We start from the raw sequence: 23,420 nt of genomic DNA on the forward strand, positions 1-23,420 counted from the left end.
GTATATAAAATGCAAAAGGATAACTGCGGCCGCCTTTTGGGTAGCCGAAGTTATCCTCGTACAATATGTTTTATTTTAATTTTATCGAATGAATCGATGTTTTATCGAATGAATCGAATTAATCGAAGTTCTTGTCATCGAGCATCTCGAATCCGCAGTAAGGAACCAATACCTTAGGTACGCGGATACCCTCTGGAGTCTGGTTGTTCTCCAGGATGGTTGCTACGATACGTGGCAAGGCGAGAGCAGAACCGTTCAAGGTGTGGCAAAGCTCAATCTTCTTGTCCTCTGCATGGCGGTAGCGGCAGTGGAGACGGTTAGCCTGGTAGCTCTCGAAGTTAGATACTGATGAAACCTCCAACCAGCGGCCCTGTGCTGCACTCCATGTCTCGAAGTCGTAGCAGATAGAAGAGGTGAAGCTCATATCACCACCGCAGAGACGGAGGATGTGGTATGGCAACTCCAGCTTCTTCAAGAGACCCTCTACGTGGTCGAGCATCTCGTTCAGGCTCTCGTATGAGTGACCTGGCTTGTCGATGCGTACAATCTCTACCTTGTCGAACTGGTGCAGACGGTTCAAGCCACGAACGTCCTTGCCATAGCTACCAGCCTCACGACGGAAGCAGGCAGAGTAAGCGCAGCGCTTGATAGGGAGATCCTTCTCGTCGAGGATAACATCACGGAAGATGTTGGTTACAGGAACCTCGGCAGTAGGGATGAGGAAGAGGTTGTCGAGATTAGCGTGATACATCTGACCCTCCTTGTCTGGCAACTGACCTGTGCCACGACCAGAATCCTCGTTAACTACGTAAGGAGGCTGAATCTCCAGGTATCCGCTCTTGCGGGCCTCGTCGAGGAAGAATGCCTCAAGAGCACGCTGGAAGCGAGCCATCTTGCCGATATATACAGGGAAACCAGCGCCTGTAATCTTCACACCGAGGTCGAAGTCAACGAGGTTGTACTTCTTCAGGAGATCCCAGTGGCAGAGAGCGTCTGCGCCGAGGTTAGGCTTTTCGCCGCCTTCCTTTACAACTACATTGTCTGCAGCATCCTTACCTTCAGGAACCTGCTCGCAAGGAATGTTAGGGATTTCGAGCAACTGGTTGGTCATATCGTTCTGAGCCTTCTCCATGATCTCTTCCAGAGCCTTGGCATCAGCCTTGAGCATAGCTACCTGAGCCTTAGCGCTCTCAGCTTCCTCTTTCTTGCCTTCCTTCATCAGGGCACCAATCTGCTTGGCAAACTGATTAGCCTGCTGCTTGTTGTTATCCAACTTCTGCTGAGCTTCGCGACGAATCTTGTCGTACTCCAAAACTTTCTCTACTGCCTCACGAGCATTTGGAAAATGCTTCTTTTCGAGACCTTTAACTACACGTTCAGTTTCTTCACTGATGAGTTTAAGTGTAAGCATAATATTTCTTTTTTATATTAATTTTCCTATTTGAAGGCAAAATTACAAAAAATATTTGTGATAGCGCAAAAAAATGCCAACTTTTTTGCAGAGAAGGGTAGAATTAAAGTTTTTTCGTGGTTTTTATGGGGGTTAAACGAAGAAAGCCTGCTCTAGGTATGAGCAGGCTTCTATGTTGTTTGTTTGGAATAGTTTTTTCTAAAACTTTAAAATTTAAGCGTCAGCTTTCTTAGTCTTCTCAGCGTAAACCTCTGGAGAGAGCACAGAAACTGTACTCTTGTCCTTGCGGCCCTTGTGGAAGTAAACGATACCGTCTGCCAAAGCATACAATGTATCATCCTTACCCTGAGCTACGTTCTCACCTGGGAAGTGCTTGTTACCACGCTGGCGAACGATGATGTTACCTGCGATGATGCTCTGACCACCCCAGATCTTAACGCCTAATCTTTGTGAAGCTGATTCACGGCCGTTCTTAGAACTACCAACACCTTTCTTATGTGCCATTTTCTAATTCCTCCTAATTTTAAGCGATTACAGATTTGATTGATACCTCAGTGAACTGTGCACGGTGACCGTTCTTCTTGCGATAGTCCTTGCGGCGCTTCATCTTGAAGACGATAACCTTGTCACCCTTTACGAGTGGGTTCACTACTTCTACTACTACTTTTGCACCCTCTACAGCTGGTGCACCGACAGTGATTGCGCCGTCCTTGTCAACGAGCAAAACCTTGTCGAACTCAACAGTCTGACCTGCCTCAACATCCTTGATGTGATGTACGAAGAGCTTCTTGCCCTCCTCAGCCTTGAACTGCTGACCGTTAATTTCTACGATTGCGTACATTTAATTATTTATATAAACGGGTTTTTCCGCGAGGCGTCCAGCTTCGTGCCGGATCTTTACCGAGCCCCAACGAACTTAACTTTTTCTGTAATATTTGCCCAATCCATGAGCATTCGGGGTGCAAAATTACTAACTTTCTTTGAAATAAGAGAATAGGGGGATGAAAATCTTTCTTCTTTTAGGAAGAATTAACAAAAAATGTGGGTATTAACAAAAATGGTGCAAGGTTATTAACAAAAAAAAGCGATGACCTTCACAGGCTACCGCTCCAAATCTTCAATAGGTATTAGTTTTCCTTAAGGTAAAAAGATTGTTTTCAGGATAACTGCTGCAAAGGTAAGGCTTATTTCCTATATCACCAAATTTTTTGCGATGTTTTTTTGCTCTATATCAAGTGTGTGGGAGCACAGAGGCGATATTTAACTATCGTTCACATAAAAATGAGTAGAAAGGATGGCTGCAGATACAAGAAAAGGTGGCTACAGATACAAAAGAAAGACTACAGCAACAAAAAAGGCAGGAGCTTTCACAAGTTCCTGCCTCAAGTATGGCAAGAGGCAGATTTGCCTCTCAAACAAAAATTATTTCTGATTCTTGATCTTCTCCACGTAAGCATCGATTACAGCTACGGCTGTGATGTTTACGATATCCTGTACACTGCTCTCTGAGTCAGTGAAGTGGATAGGCTTGTTCAATCCCATCTGGATAGGGCCGATGATCTCAGCCTCTGGGTTCAAGCCCTGGAGAAGCTTGTATGCACCATTTGCACTGCTCAGGTTAGGGAATACCAAAGTATTCACATCCTTGCCCTTGAGACGTGAGAATGGATACTTCTCATCGCGGAGATCCTTGTTGAGTGCATAGTTTACCTGCATCTCGCCATCGATAGCGAGGTCTGGGAATTCCTTCTGCATCTCTGCCACTGCCTTCTTTACCTTTACAGGAGAACCGATGGCATCGGTACCGAAGTTAGAGTAGCTCAACATAGCCATTACTGGCTCCTCGTTGAAGAACTTCACTGTGCCGGCAGACAACTTGGCGATGTCGGTGAGGACATCCTCGTCTGGGTGACGGTTGATCAGTGTATCAGCAATGTAATATACGCCCTTCTGGGTGTTAAGGATGTGCATGGTTCCGAATGTCTTGTACTCATCACGGATGCCGATAACGTCCTTGGCTACCTTGATGGTATTGCTATACTTGGTGTAGAGACCAGTGATGAATGCATCAGCATCACCCTGCTCAACCATAGACATACCGAAGTAGTTGCGCTCATACATCTTATCGTAAGCCTCTTCGAAGCTGTAACCCTCGCGGGCACGCTTCTCTGCCAGGTGCTTGGCAAACTTGGCACGGCGACCCTGCTCGTTGTCGGCACGCATATCTACAATCTCAATGTTTGAGAGATCGAGCTTCAATCGGCTTGCCACACGGTTCAAACGGTCTGGGTTGCCCAACAGAATTGGCTCGCAGATACCCTCGTTCTTTGCCTGGACAGCAGCCTTCAGCATGGTTGGGTTACCGCCCTCTGCGAATACTACGCGCTGTGGGTGGAGGCGGGCTGTATCGTGGAGCTTGCGGGTGAGCTTGGTCTCCTGGCCGAGCAACTGGCGCAATTCCTGCTTGTACTTCTCCCAGTCTTTGATAGGAGTGCGAGCTACGCCGCTTTCCATAGCTGCCTTGGCTACTGCTGCAGATACCTCTGTGATCAAGCGTGGGTCAACTGGCTTTGGAATGAAGTACTTAGGACCGAATGTGAGGTCGTTTACGTGATATACGTCGTTCACCACGTCTGGCACAGGCTGCTTAGCCAGGTCGGCGATGGCGTGAACGGCAGCCATCTTCATCTCCTCGTTGATGGCACGGGCGTGAACGTCGAGTGCACCACGGAAGATATATGGGAAACCGATAACATTGTTAATCTGGTTTGGATAGTCGGAACGGCCTGTTGACATCAATACGTCTGGACGGCTGTCCATAGCATCCTCGTAACTGATCTCTGGAACAGGGTTGGCGAGGGCGAATACGATAGGGCTGTCAGCCATAGAGCGGATCATATCCTTAGAGAGTACGTTACCCTTGCTGAGTCCTACGAATACATCGGCACCCTTCACAGCCTCTTCGAGTGTGTGAACATCACGGCGGTCGGTAGCGAACAACTTCTTCTGCTCTGTCAGGTTCTCACGGTCGCTTGTAATTACACCCTTAGAGTCGAGCATGACGATATTCTTCACCTGTGCACCGAGGGCAACGTAGAGCTTGGTACAGCTGATGGCTGCAGCTCCGGCACCATTAACCACAATCTTCACGTCGGCAATGTTCTTGCCGGCTACTTCGAGGGCGTTCTTCAAACCTGCAGCTGAGATGATGGCAGTACCATGCTGGTCGTCATGCATTACAGGAATATCGAGGGTCTTCTTCAGGCGCTCTTCGATGTAGAAGCACTGAGGCGCCTTGATATCCTCCAGGTTGATACCACCGAAGGTAGGTGCGATCTTCTCAACGGTCTCGCAGAATTTCTCTGGATCTTTCTCGTCGATTTCGATATCGAAGACATCCACTCCACCATAAATCTTGAACAGCAATCCTTTACCTTCCATTACTGGCTTGCCGCTCATCGCGCCGATGTCGCCGAGTCCGAGCACAGCAGTACCGTTACTGATCACAGCTACCAGGTTACCCTTGTCTGTGTATTTGTAAACTTCGTCTGGGTTTTGCTGAATCTCCAAGCATGGGAAAGCTACGCCTGGTGAATACGCCAAACTCAAGTCCGTTTGTGTGTGATAAGGTTTTGTTGGTTTAACCTCAATCTTACCAGGACGGCCTGCTTCGTGATATTCGAGAGCCGCCTCTTTTGTGATTTTTACCATAACAATGTATTGGTTTAATGATTCTATTTCTTTCTGTTTTTCGCAAAAAATGCGTTTTATCTTAAAGATTGTGCAAAGGTAATAAAAAACTTATTAAAAAAAGATGGATTTTTATTTTTTTTTGTATCTTTGCACAAAAATTATTTAAAGGATGCGGTTTTGCTATATGGAGTTGGCAGAATCGGATATGCAACAAACTATTAAAATAAGAGATATGGCAGATAAAATAAGAGATATGGCAGAAATTAATCAATATAGAAAGGAATTGCGCGATAAGATCATAGCTTATGCCATGAGGGAGTTTCACCAGCGCGGCGTGAAGGCGGTGAAGATGGATGAGATTTCTCGTGGGCTTCGTGTGTCGAAGCGTACGGTGTATGAAATCTTCGGCGATAAGGAGGAACTGCTGCTTGCAGGAATGAAGATAGAGCGGGCAGAATACAAGGCCCGCGTTGAAGAGTATGCTCTTGCGCATGCGCGTAATGTAATGGATGTGATTGGCTATATCTATCGCCTTCAGATGGAGCGTAACCAGCAGGTGGGGGTAGTTTTCTATGAAGAGATTCATAGAATGCCCCGCATCCTGGAGTTCCTGAAAGAGGAGCATGATAAGGAGTATGATGATAGTATGCGCTTCTTCCAGGCTGGTGTAGATGAGGGGTACTTCCGCAAGGATGTAAATTTCGAGGTGGTTTATGAGTCTTCGAGAATCTGTATGTCAGAGATGATGCATCAGCAGCTCTATAAGAGATTTACGATGCAGGAGCTCTTCGATAATTTCACCCTCATTATGATTCGTGGTTTCTGTACCGATCGCGGTCTCGAATTGCTGGATAAGGCAATCGGACAGCTTTAAAGCTTGTATATCCATTTCATCAGTCTGTTGATGATGCCGATGTTGCATCTGAACCAGCGGTATTTTGCCACGGGCTTGCCTCCGAAGCTGCGAATGAATTCTCTATACGGATTTCGCTTCCAAGGTAAGCCTACATCCATAAAGTGCAGGTGCTTGAAGCCCCTTTGATGGGCGTATTGGATGGCGTGCCAGACGGTCAGGGCATCGGGATGCAGATATCGGTAGCTCTTCCTGAGCGATGCCAGGTGCCACAGATAGGCATCGCTGTCGCTGAAGGCCAGGGTGCATCCGCCCAGTATCTTGTTTTCGTAAGATGCTTTCTTGATACCCAGGCGTTTCTTGTCGTAGGTTGTCACAAAGACCTTTGCTTCGCTGCTTTTGCTTATTTGCTCGAAGTATTCTCTTGGTGGCACATAGCGGCGAGGTTTCATCTTGTAGAAGTTTCTATAGAGTTGATAGAATTTTCCCACTTCGTTTTCGTCAGAAGTGCTATGGCATTTCAATCCTTTTCTTTCTGCTGCTTCAATTTGCATTTTAGCCTTTTCGGTGAGACGCTCTTCCGGAGTCTTGCTGTGTAGCGAATTATATACTTCCTGCCAAGCTATAGGGTAATAGCCCGTGCGACGGAAATGTCGGTAGCCGAACATCTTTTTCTGCATCTCTGAAAATTCGATGTAGAGGGTATGGCGGCGGGCGAGTTCGCGGGTCATCGCATGCAGAAGAGTAGGGAAGGTGGCTTCGGCGGTTTCTTCATCCAGATAGGCTCCTTCTCCATGTACGTGCGCATGTGTATATATAAAAGGTGGAATAAGGATATGGCGGCGGTGTATCATGGCTAGCATTTGTCCGACTACTCTTCCTTCCTGGGTAGCTACAGCCATAATGGGGGTGTCGCTTGGTACTTTTTCACCTATCTGGAAGAGTTCCAAGCTATGGAAGAAGTTGCCCTCCAGCAGATGGGGCAGCTCCTCGTTTTCCGAATATATTCTTACTTCTATTCTTTTCACATTGCAAAAATAATAAATTAATTATAAAAAAACAAGTTTTCTTCCATTGTGTGGCTCTTTTTTAGTATTTTTGCACATTATCAAGGATTGTTTAGGTAAAAATGGCCTGATGGCTTGCGTAAAGCGGCTTGATGGCTTTAGGTAAAAATAAGATTGAAAAAGAAAAAGATATGAAGGTGATATTGATTGGTGCTGGCAATCTTGCCACTCATTTGGGGAAGGCGATATTTGCCGCAGGTCATGATGTGGTGCAAGTGTTCAGCCGCACGATGCCATCGGCTACGGCTCTGGCTTCCGAGGTGGGCGCACAGCCTGTTTCGGATATATCAGATGTTCGCTCAGATGCAGATTTGTACGTCGTTTCGGTGAAGGATAGTGCTATTGTAGAGTTGATTCCTGTTCTCTGCAAAGGAAAGGAGACCAAGGTCTTTCTGCATACGGCAGGCTCTATCCCGATGGATGTTTTCCAGGGAATGGCTTTGCATTATGGTGTGCTTTATCCGATGCAGACTTTCTCCAAGCAGCGTGAGGTGGATTTCTCTCAGATACCTTGTTTTATCGAGGCGAATGATGAGCATGCCTTGCAGCTGATCGGTGATGTGGCGCATCAGGTGAGCAGTAGGGTGTATCATCTGGCGAGTGAAGACCGCAAGTACCTGCATCTCTCTGCCGTCTTTGCCTGCAATTTCGTGAATCATTGCTATGCCTTGAGCCGGGAAATCCTGGAGGAGCACGGAATACCGTTCGATGTGATGCTTCCGTTGATAGACGAGACGGCTGCGAAGGTGCACGAGCTGGATCCGAAAGATGCACAGACGGGGCCGGCTGTAAGGTATGATGAGAATGTGCTTCGGGCGCAGGGAGCTCTGCTCAAGTCGAATCCGCAGATGAAGGATATCTATGACAGAATGAGCATGAGTATTCATAAGCTGAGTATCAAGGAATAGAGTTCAAGTGTCTGATTACTAAATAGAAAAAGTTTTCAAGTATGATTAATTACGATTTGAAGAAGATAAAGGCAATTGTATTTGATGTGGATGGGGTGCTTTCCCGCCAGACCATTACGCTTGCCAGTACGGGTGAACCTCTTCGCACCGTGAATATCAAGGATGGCTATGCAATTCAGTTGGCTCAGAAGGTGGGTGTGCGCATCGTCATCCTTACGGGCGGAACTACCGAGGCTATCCGCAAGCGATATGAGGGATTGGGCGTGCAGGATATCTATATGGGATGTGCTGTGAAAATCAACACCTATGATGCTTTTCTGGAGAAGTATCAGCTTTCTGATGAGGAAATCATCTATGTGGGTGATGATATCCCGGATTACGAGGTAATGCGTCGTTGTGGCTGCCCATGCTGCCCAGCCGATGCCTGCTCTGATATCAAGGAGATTTCCTGTTACGTCTCTTCTGCAAATGGTGGCGAAGGAGTAGGCAGGGATATTGTAGAGCAGGTGCTTCGTGCCCAGGGCCATTGGCTTTCCAATGCCAAGGCGTTTGGATGGTAATCATAAAGTTCAAAGTTCAAAGCTCAAAGTTCAAAGTAAATAAACAGATGAAGTATAAGATTATTTTGGCGAGCAATTCGCCACGCCGCAGAGAGTTGTTGGCAGGATTGGATGTTAATTTCGAGGTGAAGGTATTGCGTGGTATTGATGAAAGCTATCCTGAAGATTTGGATGCATACGATGTGGCAGAGTATATTGCTCAGAAGAAAGCGGATGCTTATCGCTCTTTATTGGATGGAGATGAGGCTTCTGAAGAGGTTTCTGAAGATTCTACTTCAGAAAAATCCTTCTCCGATGATTTGCTCATTCTTACAGCGGATACCGTAGTGATTGCTCCTGCTGCCGATGAACAGAACGATCAGGAGGGTAAGGGAATCATTCTCGGAAAGCCGCAGAATGCCGATGATGCGGTTCGCATGCTCAAGATGTTGAGCGGCAAGACTCACCATGTGGTTACGGGCGTATGTCTTACTACGAAAAAAGAACAGCGCAAGTTCTCGGTATGTACGGAAGTAAGTTTCAAGGAATTTGAAGAATGGGAGATCAATTATTATATCACCCATTACAAACCATTCGACAAGGCGGGTGCCTATGGCATCCAGGAATGGATAGGTTACATCGGATGTACCGGACTCAAGGGCAGTTATTTCAATGTGATGGGCTTGCCTGTGCAGCGCATCTATGCTGAAATGCTTAAATTAGCAGAATAATAGGTCTGGCTTTGTGCCGATTTGCATCAATAATCCCTAAACAGCCATCAGATTGGTGAAGAAACAGCTGGAAAATCATCAAAAATAGGGCAATTTAGTTTTTTTAAATTTAAATATGCCCTTATGTCCGGAATTATGAGTATCTTTGTGCGTTTTATGTAACTAACAAGGATTATGACTGAGAAAAATAAAGCCAAGGTTCGTGAAATCTTGGACACATATTTGGAGTGCAATCATCACCGCAAGACCCCGGAAAGATATGCAGTTCTGGATGCGGTTTATAGCATTGATGGGCACTTCACTCTTGAAGAGCTGGATGCTGAGCTCACGAAGAGAAACTTCCGGGTGAGCAGAGCTACGCTCTATAATACAATGCATCTCTTCATCGAGCTGAGGCTCGTGATGAGACACAGTCTGGTGGATGGTACCAAATACGAGGCGTGCTATTACAATGATAGCCATATCCATCAGGTGTGTAGCGTGTGTGGGCAGGTAACGGAGATCAATGTGCCGGCTGTTACGGCAGCAGTGAATGACCTCAAGCTGCAGCGTTTCCGAAAGGATACATTCGCCCTCTATATCTACGGCGTATGCAGTGCATGCCAGGCAAAGCTTACACGCAAGAAAAACGATAAGTAATAAAAATAACTATATTTTATAGAAATGAACACAGGTAAAGTAGATGTCCTGCTCGGTTTGCAGTGGGGCGATGAAGGAAAAGGTAAGGTGGTTGATGTTTTGACCCCTAAGTATGATGTCATTGCTCGTTTCCAGGGTGGTCCTAATGCGGGTCATACTCTCGAGTTCGAAGGCGAGAAGTATGTTCTTCGTTCTATCCCTTCTGGTATCTTCCAGGGTGGCAAGGTAAACATCATCGGTAACGGCGTAGTCTTGGCTCCAGACCTCTTTATGGGCGAGGCTAAGGATTTGGAGAAGAGTGGCCATGACCTCAAGAGCCGTCTCTACATTTCTAAGAAGGCGCATCTCATCATGCCTACTCACCGTGTGCTCGATGCTGCCATTGAGGCTTCTAAGGGCAAGAACAAGGTAGGTACCACTGGTAAGGGTATTGGCCCTACTTATACTGATAAGGTAAGTCGTACTGGTCTTCGCGTAGGTGATATCCTCGAAAACTTCGAGGAGAAGTATGCTGCTCACAAGGCTGCTCATCTCAAGACTATCGCTAGCCTCGGATACACTGATTTCGATATTACTGAGGTAGAGAAGACCTGGATGGAGGGCATCGAATACTTGAAGCAGTTTAAGCTCATCGACAGCGAGGTGGAGATCAACAAGGTGCTCCGCTCTGGCAAGGACATCCTCTGCGAGGGTGCTCAGGGTACTATGCTCGATGTTGACTTCGGTTCTTATCCATTCGTAACTTCTTCTAATACCATCTGTGCGGGTGCCTGCATCGGTCTGGGTATCGGTCCTAACCGTATCGGCAATGTCTATGGTATCATGAAGGCTTACTGTACTCGCGTAGGTGCAGGTCCATTCCCAACAGAGCTCTTCGATGAGACTGGTGCCAAGATCCGTGACCTGGGTCATGAGTATGGTGCGGTTACTGGCCGTGAGCGTCGTTGTGGCTGGTGCGACCTCGTACAGCTCAAGTATTCTGTGATGGTAAACGGTGTAACCGAGCTTATCATGATGAAGAGCGATGTGCTCGATGGTTTCGATACCATCAAGGCTTGCGTGGCTTACAAGTTGCCTGATGGCACTGTTACTACAGATTTCCCTTACGAGATTGATAACGTAGAGCCTGTTTACAAGGAGTTCAAGGGATGGAAGACTGATATGACTCAGTTTACTTCTGAGGATCAGTTCCCACAGGAATTCAAGGACTACATTGCATTCGTAGAGGAGTTCCTTGAGACCAAGATTGGTATCATCTCTATCGGTCCAGACCGCGCTCAGACTATTGTTCGTAAATAATTTGATAGTGTTTAATGTTTGGTGTATGATGTTTGCTTAAGGGTGAGCATAGCACTGGGCATTAAACATTTAACATTTAATATTTAACATAAATAAATGGCTCAGAAACCAAGTATTCCAAAGGGTACCCGCGATTTCGGTCCTGTTGAGATGGCAAAGCGTAATTACATCTTCAACACCATCAAGGATGTGTATGCCCTTTACGGATTCCAGCAGATTGAGACTCCTGCCATGGAGACCCTTCAGACCTTGATGGGTAAGTATGGCGAGGAGGGCGACAAGCTGCTCTTTAAGATTTTGAATTCAGGTGACTATATGAATAAGGTGAGCGATGAAGATATTCATTCGCTCGGATCACTCAAGTTGGCAGCAAAGCTCTGCGAGAAGGGTCTTCGCTACGATCTTACCGTGCCTTTCGCACGCTACGTGGTGCAGCATCGTGATGAGTTGCAGATGCCTTTCAAGCGCTATCAGATTCAGCCTGTATGGCGTGCCGACCGTCCACAGAAGGGTCGCTATCGCGAGTTCTATCAGTGCGATGCCGACGTGGTTGGTTCTGATTCTCTTCTCAACGAGGTTGAGTTGATGCAGATTGTAGATACAGTCTTTACCAAGTTTGGTGTGCGTGTCTGCATCAAGATCAACAACCGTAAGATCCTTACCGGTATTGCTGAGGTAATTGGTGAGGCTGAGAAGATCGTAGATATCACCGTGGCTATCGATAAGCTCGACAAGATTGGTCTTGACAATGTGAACGAGGAGCTGCGCAAGGATGGTATCTCTGAAGAAGCTATTGAGAAGTTGCAGCCAATCATCTCATTGTCAGGTTCTAATGATGAGAAGCTTGAAGTGATTTCCAAGGTGCTCGAAGGTTCTGAAATCGGATTGAAGGGTGTAGAGGAAACTAAGTTTATCCTTGATACCTTGAAGTCTGTAGGTTTGAACAATGAGATTGAGCTCGACCTTACTTTGGCTCGTGGCTTGAACTATTATACTGGTGCCATCTTCGAGGTGAAGGCGCTTGATACTCCTATGGGCAGTATCACTGGTGGTGGTCGTTACGACAACCTTACCGGTATCTTTGGCTTGCCAGGATTGAGTGGAGTAGGTATCAGTTTTGGTGCCGACCGCATCTACGATGTGCTCAATGCCCTCGATCTCTATCCAAAGGAGGCGGTCAATTCTACTCAGGTGCTCTTCATCAATTTCGGTGAGAAAGAGACTGCCTATTGTCTTCCTATCGTGACTGCCGCTCGTGCAGCTGGTATCCGCACTGAGATCTTCCCAGACAAGGCGAAGATGAAGAAGCAGATGAGCTATGCCAACGCGAAGCAGATTCCATTCGTAGTTCTCGCTGGCGAGAATGAGATGGCAGCTGGCAAGGTTACATTGAAGAATATGGAGAGTGGTGAGCAGACTTTGGTTTCTGCAGAGGAGCTCATCGCTGTCGTTAAGTAATAATAAAGGCTATATAATTCTGGTATAAGGTTTTTCTACCGTATATATTTACCATTCGTCCGTTCTCTTATGTGTGAATTTGTGAAAACTCTGCATAGGAGGCGGATTTTTATTAGCTTTAGGGCTAGAAACATTTAAAAACTCAAACTATATAAAACAATGAAAAGAATAATAACTTTTTTGTCTGTATTTGTCTTGGTTCTGATGATGACTTCCAGTTCCAGGAAAACTACTATTTTCGTTATTGGTGACTCTACTGCTGCCGAAAAGCAATGGTATAAGACTAGTCCGGAACGTGGTTGGGGTATGGTGCTGCAAGGTTGCTTCGACGACCAGATTATCGTTGACAACCATGCGGTAAACGGCAGAAGCTCCAAGAGCTTCCTGGATGAGGGTAGATGGCAGAAAGTTCTTGATAAGATGCAGCCAGGCGATTATGTTCTTATCCAGTTTGGTCATAATGATGAGAAGCATTTCTCTGATCGTTATACCGAGCCTGGCGGTACCTTTGATGCGCATCTCGCCAAGTATGTAAACGAAACCCGCCAGAAGGGGGGCATCCCTGTGCTTCTGAACAGTGTGGTTCGCCGCTGCTATTATTCTGAGGATTTGAAGAATGATAACGACGAGAAACTACGTGACAAACAATATGATGGCAAAGAACTCATCAACAGTGATACGCTCATAGATACCCACGGAGCTTATGTCGTAGCTCCACGCCATGTAGCCAAGGCATTGAATGTGCCATTCGTGGATGCTACCAAGATTACCCACGACATTGAAACCAAGATGGGTATCGAAGGCAGCAGAAAGCTTCACATGTGGTTTATGCCAGGCGAGAATCCTCAGGTTCCAAAGGGTAAAAAAGATAACACCCATTATAATGTCTATGGTGCGCATGTGGTAGCTAATGCATTGGCTGATGCCTTGGCCGAGCAGGTGCCTGCACTGAAGAAGCATGTTCGTCATTATGATTATGTGGTAAGTGCCGAGGGTAGGGGTAACTTCATGACTTTGCAGCAGGCTGTAGATGCTGTTCCTGCCAATCAGCCAGCTACCATTCTGGTTTTGGGTGGTAAATGGAAGAATCCTTCTCATGTTGCCGGCAAGCAGATTAAGTATGTGCTGCAGTTTGGTGCCAGTATAGAGAAGTAGCTGCAAGTGCTAGGAAAATTACTTTCTACCTTTAAAGGAAAATGTTTTTAGAGTTAGTAGAAAACTTCGTTCAGCGACGTTGAATCTCCGTTCAGCGACGTTGAATGTACGTTCAGCGACGTTGAATGTCGGTTCAATGACGTTGAACGGAACTTTCTACTAGTGAAAAAGGGGAGGCAAGCAGTCATGATAGACTGATGCCTCCCCCAAACGATATGGAAAGTTTTTAATGTCTTAATTCTTAAAGCTGTGGATAGGAGCAGGAATGCGACCTACACGATTTACGAAATCAGAGCAGCTGAACTGATTAACCGGCATGATTGGAGCATAACCCAACAAACCGCCGAAATCTACAGTATCTCCCACCTTCATACCCACAACAGGGATGATGCGGACGGCAGTAGTCTTCTGGTTTACCATACCAATGGCAGCCTCATCTGCAATGACACCGGAGATGGTGGTAGCTGCAGTATCGCCTGGGATAGCAATCATATCCAAACCTACAGAGCAAACGCAAGTCATTGCCTCCAACTTCTCGATAGTAAGTGCACCTGCCTCTACGGCATTGATCATACCCTGGTCTTCAGAAACAGGGATGAAGGCACCGCTCAAACCGCCAACATAAGAAGAAGCCATGATACCGCCCTTCTTAACCTGGTCGTTCAAAAGTGCGAGCGCTGCGGTTGTACCTGGAGCACCTGCACGCTCCAAACCAATCAACTCCAGAATATCAGCTACGCTGTCGCCGATGGCTGGAGTAGGAGCCAATGAAAGGTCGATGATGCCGAATGGTACGTTCAGGCGGCGTGATGCCTCCTTGGCAACCAGCTGACCTACACGTGTAATCTTGAAAGCAGTACGCTTGATAGTCTCGCAGAGAACCTCGAAGCTTTCGCCCTTCACCTGCTCCAATGCATATTTTACTACACCAGGACCGCTGACACCTACGCTGACAACAGCGTCTGCCTCAGAAACGCCATGGAAGGCACCAGCCATGAATGGGTTATCATCAGGAGCATTGCAGAGAACAACGAGCTTAGCGCAACCCAAGGAACCATTATCCTTGGTAGCCTCGGCTGTATCCTTGATGATTTCGCCCAGCAGGCGTACGGCATCCATATTGATACCGGTCTTGGTAGAACCTACGTTTACAGAGCTGCAGATGAAATCGGTCTGAGCCATAGCCTGAGGGATAGAACGGATGAGGAGCTCATCGCTCTTGCTCATACCCTTGCTAACGATGGCAGAGTATCCACCGAGGAAGTTGACACCCAATTCCTTGGCACACTTGTCGAGAGTCTTGGCAATCTTCACATAGTCATCGGTAGTCTTGCAGGCAGAACCACCTACGAGTGCAATCGGAGTGATAGAGATGCGCTTGTTTACGATAGGCACACCATACTCTTTAGAGATGTCCTCACCGGTCTTCACCAAATCCTTGGCGAGGCGGGTAATCTTATTATAAATGTTCTGACAGAGCTGGTCGAGATCTGAAGTGGCACAGTCCAGGAGGTTGATACCCATGGTAATGGTGCGCACGTCGAAGTTCTCCTGCTCAATCATCTTGTTGGTTTCGATAACCTCAGATATATTGATCATATTCCTTCTATTGCTTTTAAATGTGATAAACTTAGATGCGGTGCATCATGTTGAAGATTTCCTCACGCTGGCATTTTACCTGAACACCAATGCTCTTGCCAAGATCAGCGAGTTCGTCGGCAACAGTCTCGAAAGATGTATTCATCTTACCCATGTCAACAATCATCATCATGTTGAAGTACTCCTGTACGATGGTCTGAGAGATATCCAGGATATTGACGTCCTTCTCTGCCAAATAGGTACAAACTCTGGCGATGATACCCTTTGTATCCTTGCCCACTACTGTAATAATCGTTCTGTTCATGTAATAAATTATTTTATATGGAAAGTTTAATGCTGCAAATTTACAACAATTTAGGGAGACTACCAAATAAAAAACAGAAAACTTGCAAAATGCCAGACATTTTGCAAGTTTTCTGATATGTCGTTTACTTGATTCCTCTTTCGTTGAGTGCCTTGGAATATTTTGCAGCATTCTGCAGATGCTCCTGATAGGTGCGGGCAAAATTGTGGGTGCCGCTGAAATCCTCCTTGGCGCACATATAGAGATACTCGTGCTTTACATGGTTGAGTACGGCATCAATGCCGGCAACCGATGGAATGCGGATTGGGCCAGGAGGAAGACCTGGATTCTTGTAGGTATTGTATGGGCTCTTGATGTACAGGAGGTTGTTGTAGATACGCTTCAGTTCGAAACGCTTCCAGGCGAACTTGATGGTTGGGTCAGCCTGCAGTGGCATACCCTCCGGATACTCTGCATTGCGCAGCATCAGTCGGTTGTAATACATACCTGCAATCATCGGTTTTTCGCCGTTGTTGGCAGTTTCCTCATCCACGATACTGGCAAGTGTAATCACCTGGTTAGGAGTGAGCTTCATCGTCTTTGCCTTCTCCGTGCGCTCAAAGTTCCAGAACTTGTCGCTCTCTTTCTTCATGCGTTCCAGGAATTTCTCGATGGATACATTCCAGTAGATATCGTAGGTGTTAGGGATAAACATGCAGGCGATGGTGGCTGTATCGTAGCCCATCTTCTCGCAAACCGCCTCATCAGTGAGTGCCTTTTTGATTTCTGTGCTGTCGAGCATTAGTTTCTTGCTCAGCTCCACGGCGAGCTTGTCGATGGTGCGTACGGAAGGTATGGTGAGGTTGACAGGTTCCTGCAAACCGTTCTTCATGTGACGCCAGACCTTGAGTGCTCCGTCTCCAGGATGGATGGCGTATCTACCGGTGCGGATGTGGTCGGCATAGCCTGAATGAAGGGTGAGTGTGCGGAATGCCTGCATCGGGATGCTCTTGGCGAAAGGCTGCACCTTATTATATACAGAGTCGATGTTGTCATCGGCGTCGATATATACATACTTGGTTTCGCTGCTTTTCGAGAATGATGAGAAGCAGTAGAGATAACCTACGATGGCGATGGCGGCGATGCAGCCGATGGCGCCATAGAGGTAAAACTTAGAAGTTGTTTTCTTTTTCTTCATTTTCTTTATCTACTTAAAATATTTTCTGTTCTTCTTGAAACATTTCTGTTTGTCTTTGAACTTGATCTGTTCTTCTTGAAACATTTTGGTGCAAAAGTACAGTAAAAATGCCAAATAGCAAAGCGTATGCAATTAAAATAGGTTAATTCGCCGATTCTTTATCCGTGGTATGAAGAATTTCATTACCTTTGCATCATTGAAACTGAGGAATATTGACATATTAAAACGATTGATGATATGAGAATGAAATTTACAATATCATACAAGGCAGAGTGGGGGGAGTCTCTGCATGCTGATATCACCTTCTTCGCACGTGACGGAAAGCGGAAGGTGGTAGATCTGGCGATGAACACAGTAGATGGTTATCATTGGATGGCTGAAACCCATACTTTGGAAAACCGTCATCATCCCTTTGTGGCTGTAGCCTATTATTATAAGGTGGTAGATGCCGAGGGAAATGTGGTGCGCAGGGAATCTGTTGCTTCTCCTAGAGCCTATGTGTATGAGGCGAACAGAAACTATATCCTGTCCGACTTCTGGCTGGATGATGAGAATGAGCTGCTGGGCGGTTTCATCAACTATACGGCTCCGGTAGTCTGGACGGGTGATGAGGTTGCCAAGCTGCCTCTGTTCGAGCAGACCGTGATCTTCAAGGTTTCTGCTCCTCAGCTTCACGAGGGTGAGGCTGTGGCACTGCTGGGTAATCATCCAACCTTGGGCGAGTGGAATACCGACCATTATCTTCCGATGATTCATCAGGGCGGAACCAGTTGGGTGCTCTCTGTCAACGTACAGGCTTTGGAGGCTCCGCTGGAGTATAAATATGTGGTAGTGGATGCCAAGACCCATCAGTTCAAGAGATGGGAGTTTGGTGAGAATCGCACCATGGGAACAGGTATTGCCTATGGCCATGATGAGGAGGAGAAAGCCAACCGCTATGCGGCTAGCGGTCCGGATGAAATCCGACTTTATTCCAAGGATGTCTGTATCCTTCATGGCGGTGAATTCCGTGTGAAGAAAATGCCGCCTCATGCTCAGTTTAATTTCGATACCTATATCTTCGACTTGGATGGTACCTTGCTTTCTACCCTGGGCGATTTGGCTGCGAGCTGCAATTATGCCCTCAAGACGAATGGCTTTCCTGAGCGAAGCATAGATGAGGTGCGCCGCTTTGTTGGAAACGGTGTCAAGAAATTGATGGAACGTGCCATTCCGGATGGTTGGGAAAATGAGAAGTTTGAACAGGTGTTTGCCGATTTCCGCAAGCACTATATGATGCATAATCTTGATACCACGCAGCCTTATCCGGGTGTGATGGAAATGTTACAGGAATTGAAGGATAGAGGCAAGAATATTGCCGTGGTGAGCAATAAGTTTTATGCTGCCACCCAAGCCCTCTGCCGCCATTTCTTTGGCGACTTGGTAGATGTGGCTATAGGTGAGCGTGAGGATATTCAGAAAAAGCCAGCCCCAGATACGGTAAATGAGGCTTTGCGCCAGATGAATGCTGATAGGGAAAGCGCTGTCTATATCGGCGACAGTGATGTGGATGTCATGACCGCCAAGAACAGCGGAATGCCTTGCATCAGTGTGCTTTGGGGATTCCGGAATCTCGAATTCCTTATCGCACATGATGCTAGAATATTTGTTACATCCCCACTGCAGATCTGTTAGTTGATTCCGTGTTCTTCTACGAATTTCACCACATCATCCTTGTTGGTGTCAGAGATAGGCACCGCCAGTTTGCCATAGATGACCTTCATGTTCTGGATGTAATCGAAATTAGTTAGATTGGCAATGAAAGAGCGGTGCACCCTTCTGAACTTCTCGCGCGGAAGTTTCTCTTCCAGGCGTTTCAGGTTGCCCAGGGTCATGATGTTGCGTCCATCCGCCATGTGGAACTTCACGTAATCTTTCACGCTCTCGATAAAGAGTATGTTCTCGAAAGGAATCCTGGTGTATTTGCTTTCGTTCTTCACCACTACAAAGCCATCGCGCTTGATGGGGTTGTAGGCATCGTCCTGCATATAATGGTCGAATACCTTCTGGCATGTCTGCATGAAGTCTTCGTATAGGATAGGCTTGACCAGATAGTCGAAGGCGTTCACCTTGTATGCTTCGATGGCATACTCCTTGAATGCGGTGGTGAAGATAATCTTCACGTTCATCGGCACGAGCTTGGCAAACTCGAGTCCGCTGATCTGCTGCATGTGGATGGCAAGAAACAGAATGTCGAGATGGTTGTGGTGGATTCCATCTACAGCTTCGATGGCGTTGTGGTACGCACCGATAAGGTTGAGGGATGGTGTCTCCTCAACATAATGCTTCAGCAAAGCCAAAGCCTCAGGATCTTCATCTATGATAGCGCAGTTTAATATCATACTTATTTTATTTGATTAGTTTGATGGTATTATCATTTATTTGCATAATAACGGCTGGTTTTGCGTTTTATTGTATCCGGAAGAGCTTTTTTTTCTGGAAATCTTATTTTTATTCTTTTTCCCTTAAATTTGCTTAATCTATTTGGCAGTTTGCCGAAAAAGCGTTACTTTTGGGGATTGAATCGAATATATCGGTTCGGAATCGGTCAAACTCCGTTCTGGACTCGCAATCATGTGGTCCGGGAATGGCTGTAATACCGGTTCTTTTCGAAATCAAAATGATGATAAACGACATGAATGATAAGAAAAACAATTCTATAAGATATTTTTCTGTAAGCACGTTTTTGCTTACAGGTAAGCAGATGATGCTGGCGATGATGCTGGCATGTTCGCCTCTTGCCATGTCGGCGCAGAAAATCTCGCTCGGTAGCTGCATCACCCGTGATGGCGGTCAGTATAAGGGAGAGATGGTAAGCGGCAAACCACAGGGTAAGGGATCTACCGTTTATAAGAATGGTGATACTTACGAGGGTGCCTACGTCAAGGGAAAGCGCAGTGGTTATGGCGTTTATACTTTCTCGGATGGCGAGAGATACGAAGGACAGTGGCTGCAGGACCAGCAGCACGGCAAGGGTACCTATTACTTCCAGAACAATAATAAGTATGTAGGACTCTGGTTCCGCGATTTCCAGCACGGACATGGCGTGATGTACTATTACAATGGTGATAAGTATGACGGAGACTGGTATAAGGATAAGCGACAGGGAAAGGGTACCTACACCTATTCCAACGGTGCCAAATACAAAGGCCAGTGGATGAACGACATGAAGAATGGAAATGGATTCTTTGACTGGGGAGATGGAACCACCTATGATGGACAGTGGGTAGATAACCAGCGCTCAGGCAAGGGTACCTTTAAATATGCTGACGGTGATACCTATATTGGTGACTGGAAGGATGATATCCAGGACGGTAAGGGTATCTACAAATTCCATAATGGCGATATATACGAAGGTGATTATTCGCAGGGTGAACGTACCGGTGAAGGAATTTTCCGCTCAGCCAGCGGTTCGAAATACACCGGACAGTTTGTGGATGGCCAGCGTTCCGGACAGGGTACTTTCGTATGGAAGAATGGCGACATCTATGTTGGCAGCTGGAAGGACGACCTGCAGAATGGTAGGGGAAAGCTGACCAAGAAGAACGGTGACATCTTTGAAGGCGAGTTCAAGAAGGGATATGTCGATGGCAATGTGGTGATACATTACGCCAACGGCAACCGCTTCAAGGGTGTCTATCACAATGGCAAGCGCGAGGGCTTCTGTATCGAGGAAAACAAGGACGGCAAGCGCTTCGAGGGCAACTATAAGAAGGATGCACGCGATGGCAGATTTGTAGAGAAAGACCGCAATGGTCAGGTTACAGCCAAGGGTGTATATGAGAACGGAAAGCGATTTGAGGATTAAACTTCCGGCAAGAATTGAATTATGATTCAATCTAGAGGCAATGAAATGCTTATCCGCTTCTATGCTTTCCTGAAATATAAACTTAAGAAAGTAGAAATCAATCACAAAATTCAATATACTATGGTAATTGATACATTAGACAATTTGGAGAAATATGTTTCTCTTAATCCACTCTTCACAGAAGTAGTGAAGTTTATCAACGAGAATGATCTCACTAAGTTGGAGACCGGCAAGCATCCTATCCTGGGTGATGATCTCTTTGTGAATATCGCTGTAGCTCACGGCAAGACCGAGGAAGAAGCTACCATCGAGGCACATCGTCAGATGATTGATATTCAGATTCCTATGAATACAGAGGAAACCTATGGATATTCTCCAGTGAAGGATCTCCCGGAAGTGGAATACAACGAGGCTAAGGATTGCACCTTGTATCCTGGCGTGAAGGCTCAGACACTGGTAACCTGCAAGCCAGGCCAGTTTGCTATCTTCTTCCCACAGGACGGTCATCAGCCATGCATCGGCAAGGGTGATATCCATAAGGCTATCTTCAAGGTAAAGGCTTAAAAACCTTAATCAAATAGTAGAACCATCTAAAATCATGATATATGGCAACAGAAAAGAAAACTTCAGCTAAAAATACTACAGCAAAGAAGACAACAGCCAAGAAGGCTACCTGCAAGGCAACCGCCAAGTGCGCTACCAAGAAAACCGTGAAGGCTGCTGCCCCAAAACATATCGGACTCGTGAAGAACGATCCATATCTGGCAGACTTTGAGCCTGCTATCGTAGGAAGACATGAGCATGCGCTCTGGAAACTCAACCAGCTTACCCGTAACGGCAAGATTTCGCTCAGCGATTTCGCCAACGGATACGACTACTTCGGATTGCATAAGACGGAGAAGGGATGGGTGTTCCGCGAGTGGGCGCCAAATGCTACAGATATCTATCTCATCGGAGATTTCAACGGCTGGCAGGAAAGCCCTAAGTATCGTGCTAAGCGTATCAAGGGCACCGGCAACTGGGAGTTGAAACTCTCGGAAAAGGCAATGAAGCACGGTGATCTCTTCAAGATGAAAGTGCACTGGGAAGGTGGAGAAGGCGAGCGTATCCCTGCATGGGCTAACCGTGTGGTTCAGGATGAGCAGACCAAGATTTTCTCTGCGCAGGTATGGAGCCCTGAGCCTTACAAGTGGAAGAAGAAGACCTTCAGACCTAACACCACTCCGCTGCTCATCTATGAGTGCCATATCGGAATGGGACAGGATGCAGAGAAGGTTGGTACCTACACAGAGTTTAAGGAGAAGGTGCTGCCACGTATCATTGAGGATGGTTACAACTGCATTCAGATCATGGCAATCCAGGAGCATCCTTATTATGGATCCTTCGGTTACCACGTTAGCAGCTTCTTTGCTGCCAGCAGCCGTTTCGGAACCCCTGAGGAGCTTAAGGATCTCATCGATACAGCCCATCAGAATGGCATAGCTGTCATTATGGATATCGTTCACTCTCATGCAGTGAAGAACGAGATGGAAGGTCTCGGCAATCTTGCCGGTGATCCTAACCAGTACTTCTACCCTGGCGACAGACATGAGCATCCAGCTTGGGACAGTCTCTGCTTCGACTATGGTAAGGATGAGGTGATGCACTTCCTCCTGAGCAACTGCAAGTACTGGCTCAGCGAATACCACTTCGATGGTTTCCGCTTCGATGGTGTAACCTCTATGCTCTACTACAGCCACGGTCTGGGAGAGGCGTTCTGCAATTATGGTGACTACTTCAATGGCCATGAGGATGATAATGCTATCTGCTATCTTACCCTTGCCAACTGTCTGATTCACGAGGTGAACAAGAATGCCATCACCATTGCCGAAGAGGTGAGCGGTATGCCTGGATTGGCTGCCAAGTTTGCCGATGGCGGCTATGGCTTCGACTATCGTATGGCGATGAATATTCCAGACTACTGGATCAAGACCATCAAGGAGCTGAAGGATGAAGACTGGAAGCCATCCAGCATCTTCTGGGAAATCAAGAACCGTCGTGCAGACGAGAAGACCATCTCTTACTGCGAGAGCCACGACCAGGCACTGGTAGGCGACAAGACCATCATCTTCCGCCTGATAGATGCTGATATGTACTGGCACTTCAAGAAGGGTGATGAGAACGATATGGTTCACCGAGGCATTGCCTTGCACAAGATGATTCGTCTGGCTACTGCTTCTACCATCAATGGCGGCTACCTGAACTTCATGGGTAATGAGTTCGGCCATCCAGAGTGGATTGATTTCCCTCGCGAGGGTAACGGATGGAGCTACAAGTATGCTCGCAGACAGTGGAATCTGGTAGATAACAAGGATCTCTGCTATCACTATCTCGGCGACTTCGACAAGGAGATGCTCAAGACAATTAAGAGTGAAAAGAACTTTAACAAGACACCAGTTGTTGAAATCTGGCACAATGATGGCGATCAGGTGCTCGCTTATATGAGAGGCGACCTGCTCTTCGTCTTCAACTTCTCGCCAACCCGCTCGTTTACCGACTATGGCTTCCTGGTACCAACCGGTGCCTATAGCGTGGTACTCGATACTGACAACAAGGCGTTTGGTGGCAACGGTCTGAATGATGACGAGATGACCCACCTCACCAACTATGACCCTGTGTATGTGAACGATCGCAAGGAGTGGTTGAAGCTCTACTTGCCAGCCCGTTCGGCACTGGTGCTCAAGAAAAATTAAACATAGAT

21 protein-coding genes and 1 pseudogene are annotated in these 23,420 nt (G+C 46.7%); 13 read left to right on the forward strand and 9 right to left on the reverse strand.

Annotated elements, in window-relative coordinates; all coding sequences use genetic code 11:
- Positions 1-118: 118 nt before the first annotated feature.
- The 4 genes from serS to DXD25_RS10045 form a co-directional block, all read right to left on the reverse strand.
- A complete protein-coding gene (serS, locus tag DXD25_RS10030) occupies positions 119-1,411 on the reverse strand; it encodes a serine--tRNA ligase (protein WP_117663378.1) in 1,293 nt (430 codons plus the stop codon).
- Between the two features lie 213 nt (positions 1,412-1,624).
- Complete coding sequence (rpmA, locus tag DXD25_RS10035) at positions 1,625-1,915, reverse strand: 50S ribosomal protein L27 (RefSeq protein ID WP_006848684.1); 291 nt, start codon at positions 1,913-1,915, stop codon at positions 1,625-1,627.
- Between the two features lie 19 nt (positions 1,916-1,934).
- Complete coding sequence (gene rplU / locus DXD25_RS10040; RefSeq protein WP_089543391.1) at positions 1,935-2,252, reverse strand: 50S ribosomal protein L21; 318 nt, start codon at positions 2,250-2,252, stop codon at positions 1,935-1,937.
- Positions 2,253-2,833: 581 nt separating this feature from the next.
- A complete protein-coding gene (locus DXD25_RS10045) occupies positions 2,834-5,122 on the reverse strand; it encodes an NADP-dependent malic enzyme (protein WP_089543390.1) in 2,289 nt (762 codons plus the stop codon).
- A gap of 235 nt (positions 5,123-5,357) precedes the next feature.
- Here DXD25_RS10045 and DXD25_RS10050 point away from each other — a divergent pair, with 235 nt between their 5' ends.
- Positions 5,358-5,978: a TetR/AcrR family transcriptional regulator gene (locus tag DXD25_RS10050; RefSeq protein WP_158556325.1), complete on the forward strand. Its 621-nt coding sequence runs from the start codon at positions 5,358-5,360 to the stop codon at positions 5,976-5,978.
- Here DXD25_RS10050 and DXD25_RS10055 read toward each other — a convergent pair.
- Complete coding sequence (locus DXD25_RS10055; protein ID WP_233522265.1) at positions 5,975-6,985, reverse strand: GNAT family N-acetyltransferase; 1,011 nt, start codon at positions 6,983-6,985, stop codon at positions 5,975-5,977. The genes DXD25_RS10050 and DXD25_RS10055 overlap by 4 nt on opposite strands.
- Before the next feature lie 131 nt (positions 6,986-7,116).
- On the opposite strand from DXD25_RS10055, the gene DXD25_RS10060 reads away from it, so the two are divergent.
- From DXD25_RS10060 to DXD25_RS10090, 7 genes are all read left to right on the forward strand, one after another.
- The gene (locus DXD25_RS10060) at positions 7,117-7,932 is read left to right on the forward strand and encodes a Rossmann-like and DUF2520 domain-containing protein (RefSeq protein WP_117663381.1); all 816 of its coding nucleotides are present in this window, start codon (positions 7,117-7,119) and stop codon (positions 7,930-7,932) included.
- Positions 7,933-7,973: 41 nt separating this feature from the next.
- Entirely contained in the window at positions 7,974-8,492 is a 519-nt protein-coding gene (locus DXD25_RS10065) for an HAD family hydrolase (protein ID WP_117663382.1), read from the forward strand.
- Positions 8,493-8,539: 47 nt separating this feature from the next.
- Positions 8,540-9,202 (forward strand): Maf family nucleotide pyrophosphatase, encoded by a 663-nt coding sequence (locus DXD25_RS10070; RefSeq protein WP_117663383.1) that lies wholly within the window; start codon positions 8,540-8,542, stop codon positions 9,200-9,202.
- Positions 9,203-9,376: 174 nt separating this feature from the next.
- On the forward strand, positions 9,377-9,841 hold the full coding sequence (locus DXD25_RS10075) for a Fur family transcriptional regulator (RefSeq protein ID WP_117663384.1): 465 nt from the start codon (positions 9,377-9,379) through the stop codon (positions 9,839-9,841).
- Positions 9,842-9,865: 24 nt separating this feature from the next.
- A complete protein-coding gene (locus DXD25_RS10080) occupies positions 9,866-11,140 on the forward strand; it encodes an adenylosuccinate synthase (protein WP_117663385.1) in 1,275 nt (424 codons plus the stop codon).
- A gap of 96 nt (positions 11,141-11,236) precedes the next feature.
- Entirely contained in the window at positions 11,237-12,598 is a 1,362-nt protein-coding gene (gene hisS, locus DXD25_RS10085) for a histidine--tRNA ligase (protein WP_117663386.1), read from the forward strand.
- 159 nt (positions 12,599-12,757) lie between these two features.
- Positions 12,758-13,753 carry a rhamnogalacturonan acetylesterase gene (locus tag DXD25_RS10090; RefSeq protein ID WP_117663387.1) on the forward strand — a complete coding sequence of 332 codons (996 nt, stop codon included), beginning with the start codon at positions 12,758-12,760 and terminating at the stop codon, positions 13,751-13,753.
- A gap of 234 nt (positions 13,754-13,987) precedes the next feature.
- Here the strand turns inward: DXD25_RS10090 and DXD25_RS10095 are convergent, their stop codons facing one another.
- From DXD25_RS10095 to mltG, 3 genes are all read right to left on the reverse strand, one after another.
- Positions 13,988-15,352 carry a PFL family protein gene (locus DXD25_RS10095; protein WP_089543381.1) on the reverse strand — a complete coding sequence of 455 codons (1,365 nt, stop codon included), beginning with the start codon at positions 15,350-15,352 and terminating at the stop codon, positions 13,988-13,990.
- Between the two features lie 31 nt (positions 15,353-15,383).
- On the reverse strand, positions 15,384-15,656 hold the full coding sequence (locus DXD25_RS10100) for an ACT domain-containing protein (RefSeq protein ID WP_089543380.1): 273 nt from the start codon (positions 15,654-15,656) through the stop codon (positions 15,384-15,386).
- A gap of 124 nt (positions 15,657-15,780) precedes the next feature.
- Complete coding sequence (gene mltG / locus DXD25_RS10105; RefSeq protein WP_117663388.1) at positions 15,781-16,833, reverse strand: endolytic transglycosylase MltG; 1,053 nt, start codon at positions 16,831-16,833, stop codon at positions 15,781-15,783.
- Between the two features lie 372 nt (positions 16,834-17,205).
- Here mltG and DXD25_RS17185 point away from each other — a divergent pair.
- Both DXD25_RS17185 and DXD25_RS17190 read left to right on the forward strand, forming a co-directional pair.
- Positions 17,206-17,715, forward strand: a pseudogene (locus DXD25_RS17185) (carbohydrate-binding module family 20 domain-containing protein); the annotation flags it as partial.
- Positions 17,716-17,853: 138 nt separating this feature from the next.
- Positions 17,854-18,507 (forward strand): HAD family hydrolase, encoded by a 654-nt coding sequence (locus tag DXD25_RS17190; protein ID WP_233522268.1) that lies wholly within the window; start codon positions 17,854-17,856, stop codon positions 18,505-18,507.
- Here DXD25_RS17190 and DXD25_RS10115 read toward each other — a convergent pair.
- Positions 18,504-19,214, reverse strand: coding sequence for a LytTR family DNA-binding domain-containing protein (locus DXD25_RS10115; protein WP_117663390.1), 711 nt, complete (start codon positions 19,212-19,214; stop codon positions 18,504-18,506). The two genes, DXD25_RS17190 and DXD25_RS10115, sit on opposite strands and share 4 nt — an antisense overlap.
- Before the next feature lie 362 nt (positions 19,215-19,576).
- Here DXD25_RS10115 and DXD25_RS10120 point away from each other — a divergent pair, with 362 nt between their 5' ends.
- From DXD25_RS10120 to DXD25_RS10130, 3 genes are all read left to right on the forward strand, one after another.
- Positions 19,577-20,680, forward strand: a complete 1,104-nt coding sequence (locus DXD25_RS10120) for a phosphatidylinositol-4-phosphate 5-kinase (protein ID WP_222847546.1) — start codon at positions 19,577-19,579, stop codon at positions 20,678-20,680.
- 120 nt (positions 20,681-20,800) lie between these two features.
- A complete protein-coding gene (locus DXD25_RS10125; protein ID WP_117663408.1) occupies positions 20,801-21,244 on the forward strand; it encodes a YhcH/YjgK/YiaL family protein in 444 nt (147 codons plus the stop codon).
- A gap of 41 nt (positions 21,245-21,285) precedes the next feature.
- Positions 21,286-23,412: an alpha amylase C-terminal domain-containing protein gene (locus DXD25_RS10130; RefSeq protein WP_117663391.1), complete on the forward strand. Its 2,127-nt coding sequence runs from the start codon at positions 21,286-21,288 to the stop codon at positions 23,410-23,412.
- Positions 23,413-23,420: the final 8 nt, after the last annotated feature.

Origin of the sequence: Prevotella sp. TF12-30 (genome assembly GCF_003436715.1) — a bacterium.
GTDB classification, from domain to species: Bacteria; Bacteroidota; Bacteroidia; order Bacteroidales; family Bacteroidaceae; genus Prevotella; species Prevotella copri_A.

Coding starts and splice junctions, on each gene's coding strand:
- serS (WP_117663378.1), bottom strand. CDS start 1,411: ATGCTTACACTTAAACTCATCAGTGAAGAAACTGAACGTGTAGTTAAA.
- rpmA (WP_006848684.1), bottom strand. CDS start 1,915: ATGGCACATAAGAAAGGTGTTGGTAGTTCTAAGAACGGCCGTGAATCA.
- rplU (WP_089543391.1), bottom strand. CDS start 2,252: ATGTACGCAATCGTAGAAATTAACGGTCAGCAGTTCAAGGCTGAGGAG.
- DXD25_RS10045 (WP_089543390.1), bottom strand. CDS start 5,122: ATGGTAAAAATCACAAAAGAGGCGGCTCTCGAATATCACGAAGCAGGC.
- DXD25_RS10050 (WP_158556325.1), top strand. CDS start 5,358: ATGGCAGAAATTAATCAATATAGAAAGGAATTGCGCGATAAGATCATA.
- DXD25_RS10060 (WP_117663381.1), top strand. CDS start 7,117: ATGGCTTTAGGTAAAAATAAGATTGAAAAAGAAAAAGATATGAAGGTG.
- DXD25_RS10065 (WP_117663382.1), top strand. CDS start 7,974: ATGATTAATTACGATTTGAAGAAGATAAAGGCAATTGTATTTGATGTG.
- DXD25_RS10070 (WP_117663383.1), top strand. CDS start 8,540: ATGAAGTATAAGATTATTTTGGCGAGCAATTCGCCACGCCGCAGAGAG.
- DXD25_RS10075 (WP_117663384.1), top strand. CDS start 9,377: ATGACTGAGAAAAATAAAGCCAAGGTTCGTGAAATCTTGGACACATAT.
- DXD25_RS10080 (WP_117663385.1), top strand. CDS start 9,866: ATGAACACAGGTAAAGTAGATGTCCTGCTCGGTTTGCAGTGGGGCGAT.
- hisS (WP_117663386.1), top strand. CDS start 11,237: ATGGCTCAGAAACCAAGTATTCCAAAGGGTACCCGCGATTTCGGTCCT.
- DXD25_RS10090 (WP_117663387.1), top strand. CDS start 12,758: ATGAAAAGAATAATAACTTTTTTGTCTGTATTTGTCTTGGTTCTGATG.
- DXD25_RS10095 (WP_089543381.1), bottom strand. CDS start 15,352: ATGATCAATATATCTGAGGTTATCGAAACCAACAAGATGATTGAGCAG.
- DXD25_RS10100 (WP_089543380.1), bottom strand. CDS start 15,656: ATGAACAGAACGATTATTACAGTAGTGGGCAAGGATACAAAGGGTATC.
- mltG (WP_117663388.1), bottom strand. CDS start 16,833: ATGAAGAAAAAGAAAACAACTTCTAAGTTTTACCTCTATGGCGCCATC.
- DXD25_RS17190 (WP_233522268.1), top strand. CDS start 17,854: ATGCCGCCTCATGCTCAGTTTAATTTCGATACCTATATCTTCGACTTG.
- DXD25_RS10115 (WP_117663390.1), bottom strand. CDS start 19,214: ATGATATTAAACTGCGCTATCATAGATGAAGATCCTGAGGCTTTGGCT.
- DXD25_RS10120 (WP_222847546.1), top strand. CDS start 19,577: ATGATGCTGGCGATGATGCTGGCATGTTCGCCTCTTGCCATGTCGGCG.
- DXD25_RS10125 (WP_117663408.1), top strand. CDS start 20,801: ATGGTAATTGATACATTAGACAATTTGGAGAAATATGTTTCTCTTAAT.
- DXD25_RS10130 (WP_117663391.1), top strand. CDS start 21,286: ATGGCAACAGAAAAGAAAACTTCAGCTAAAAATACTACAGCAAAGAAG.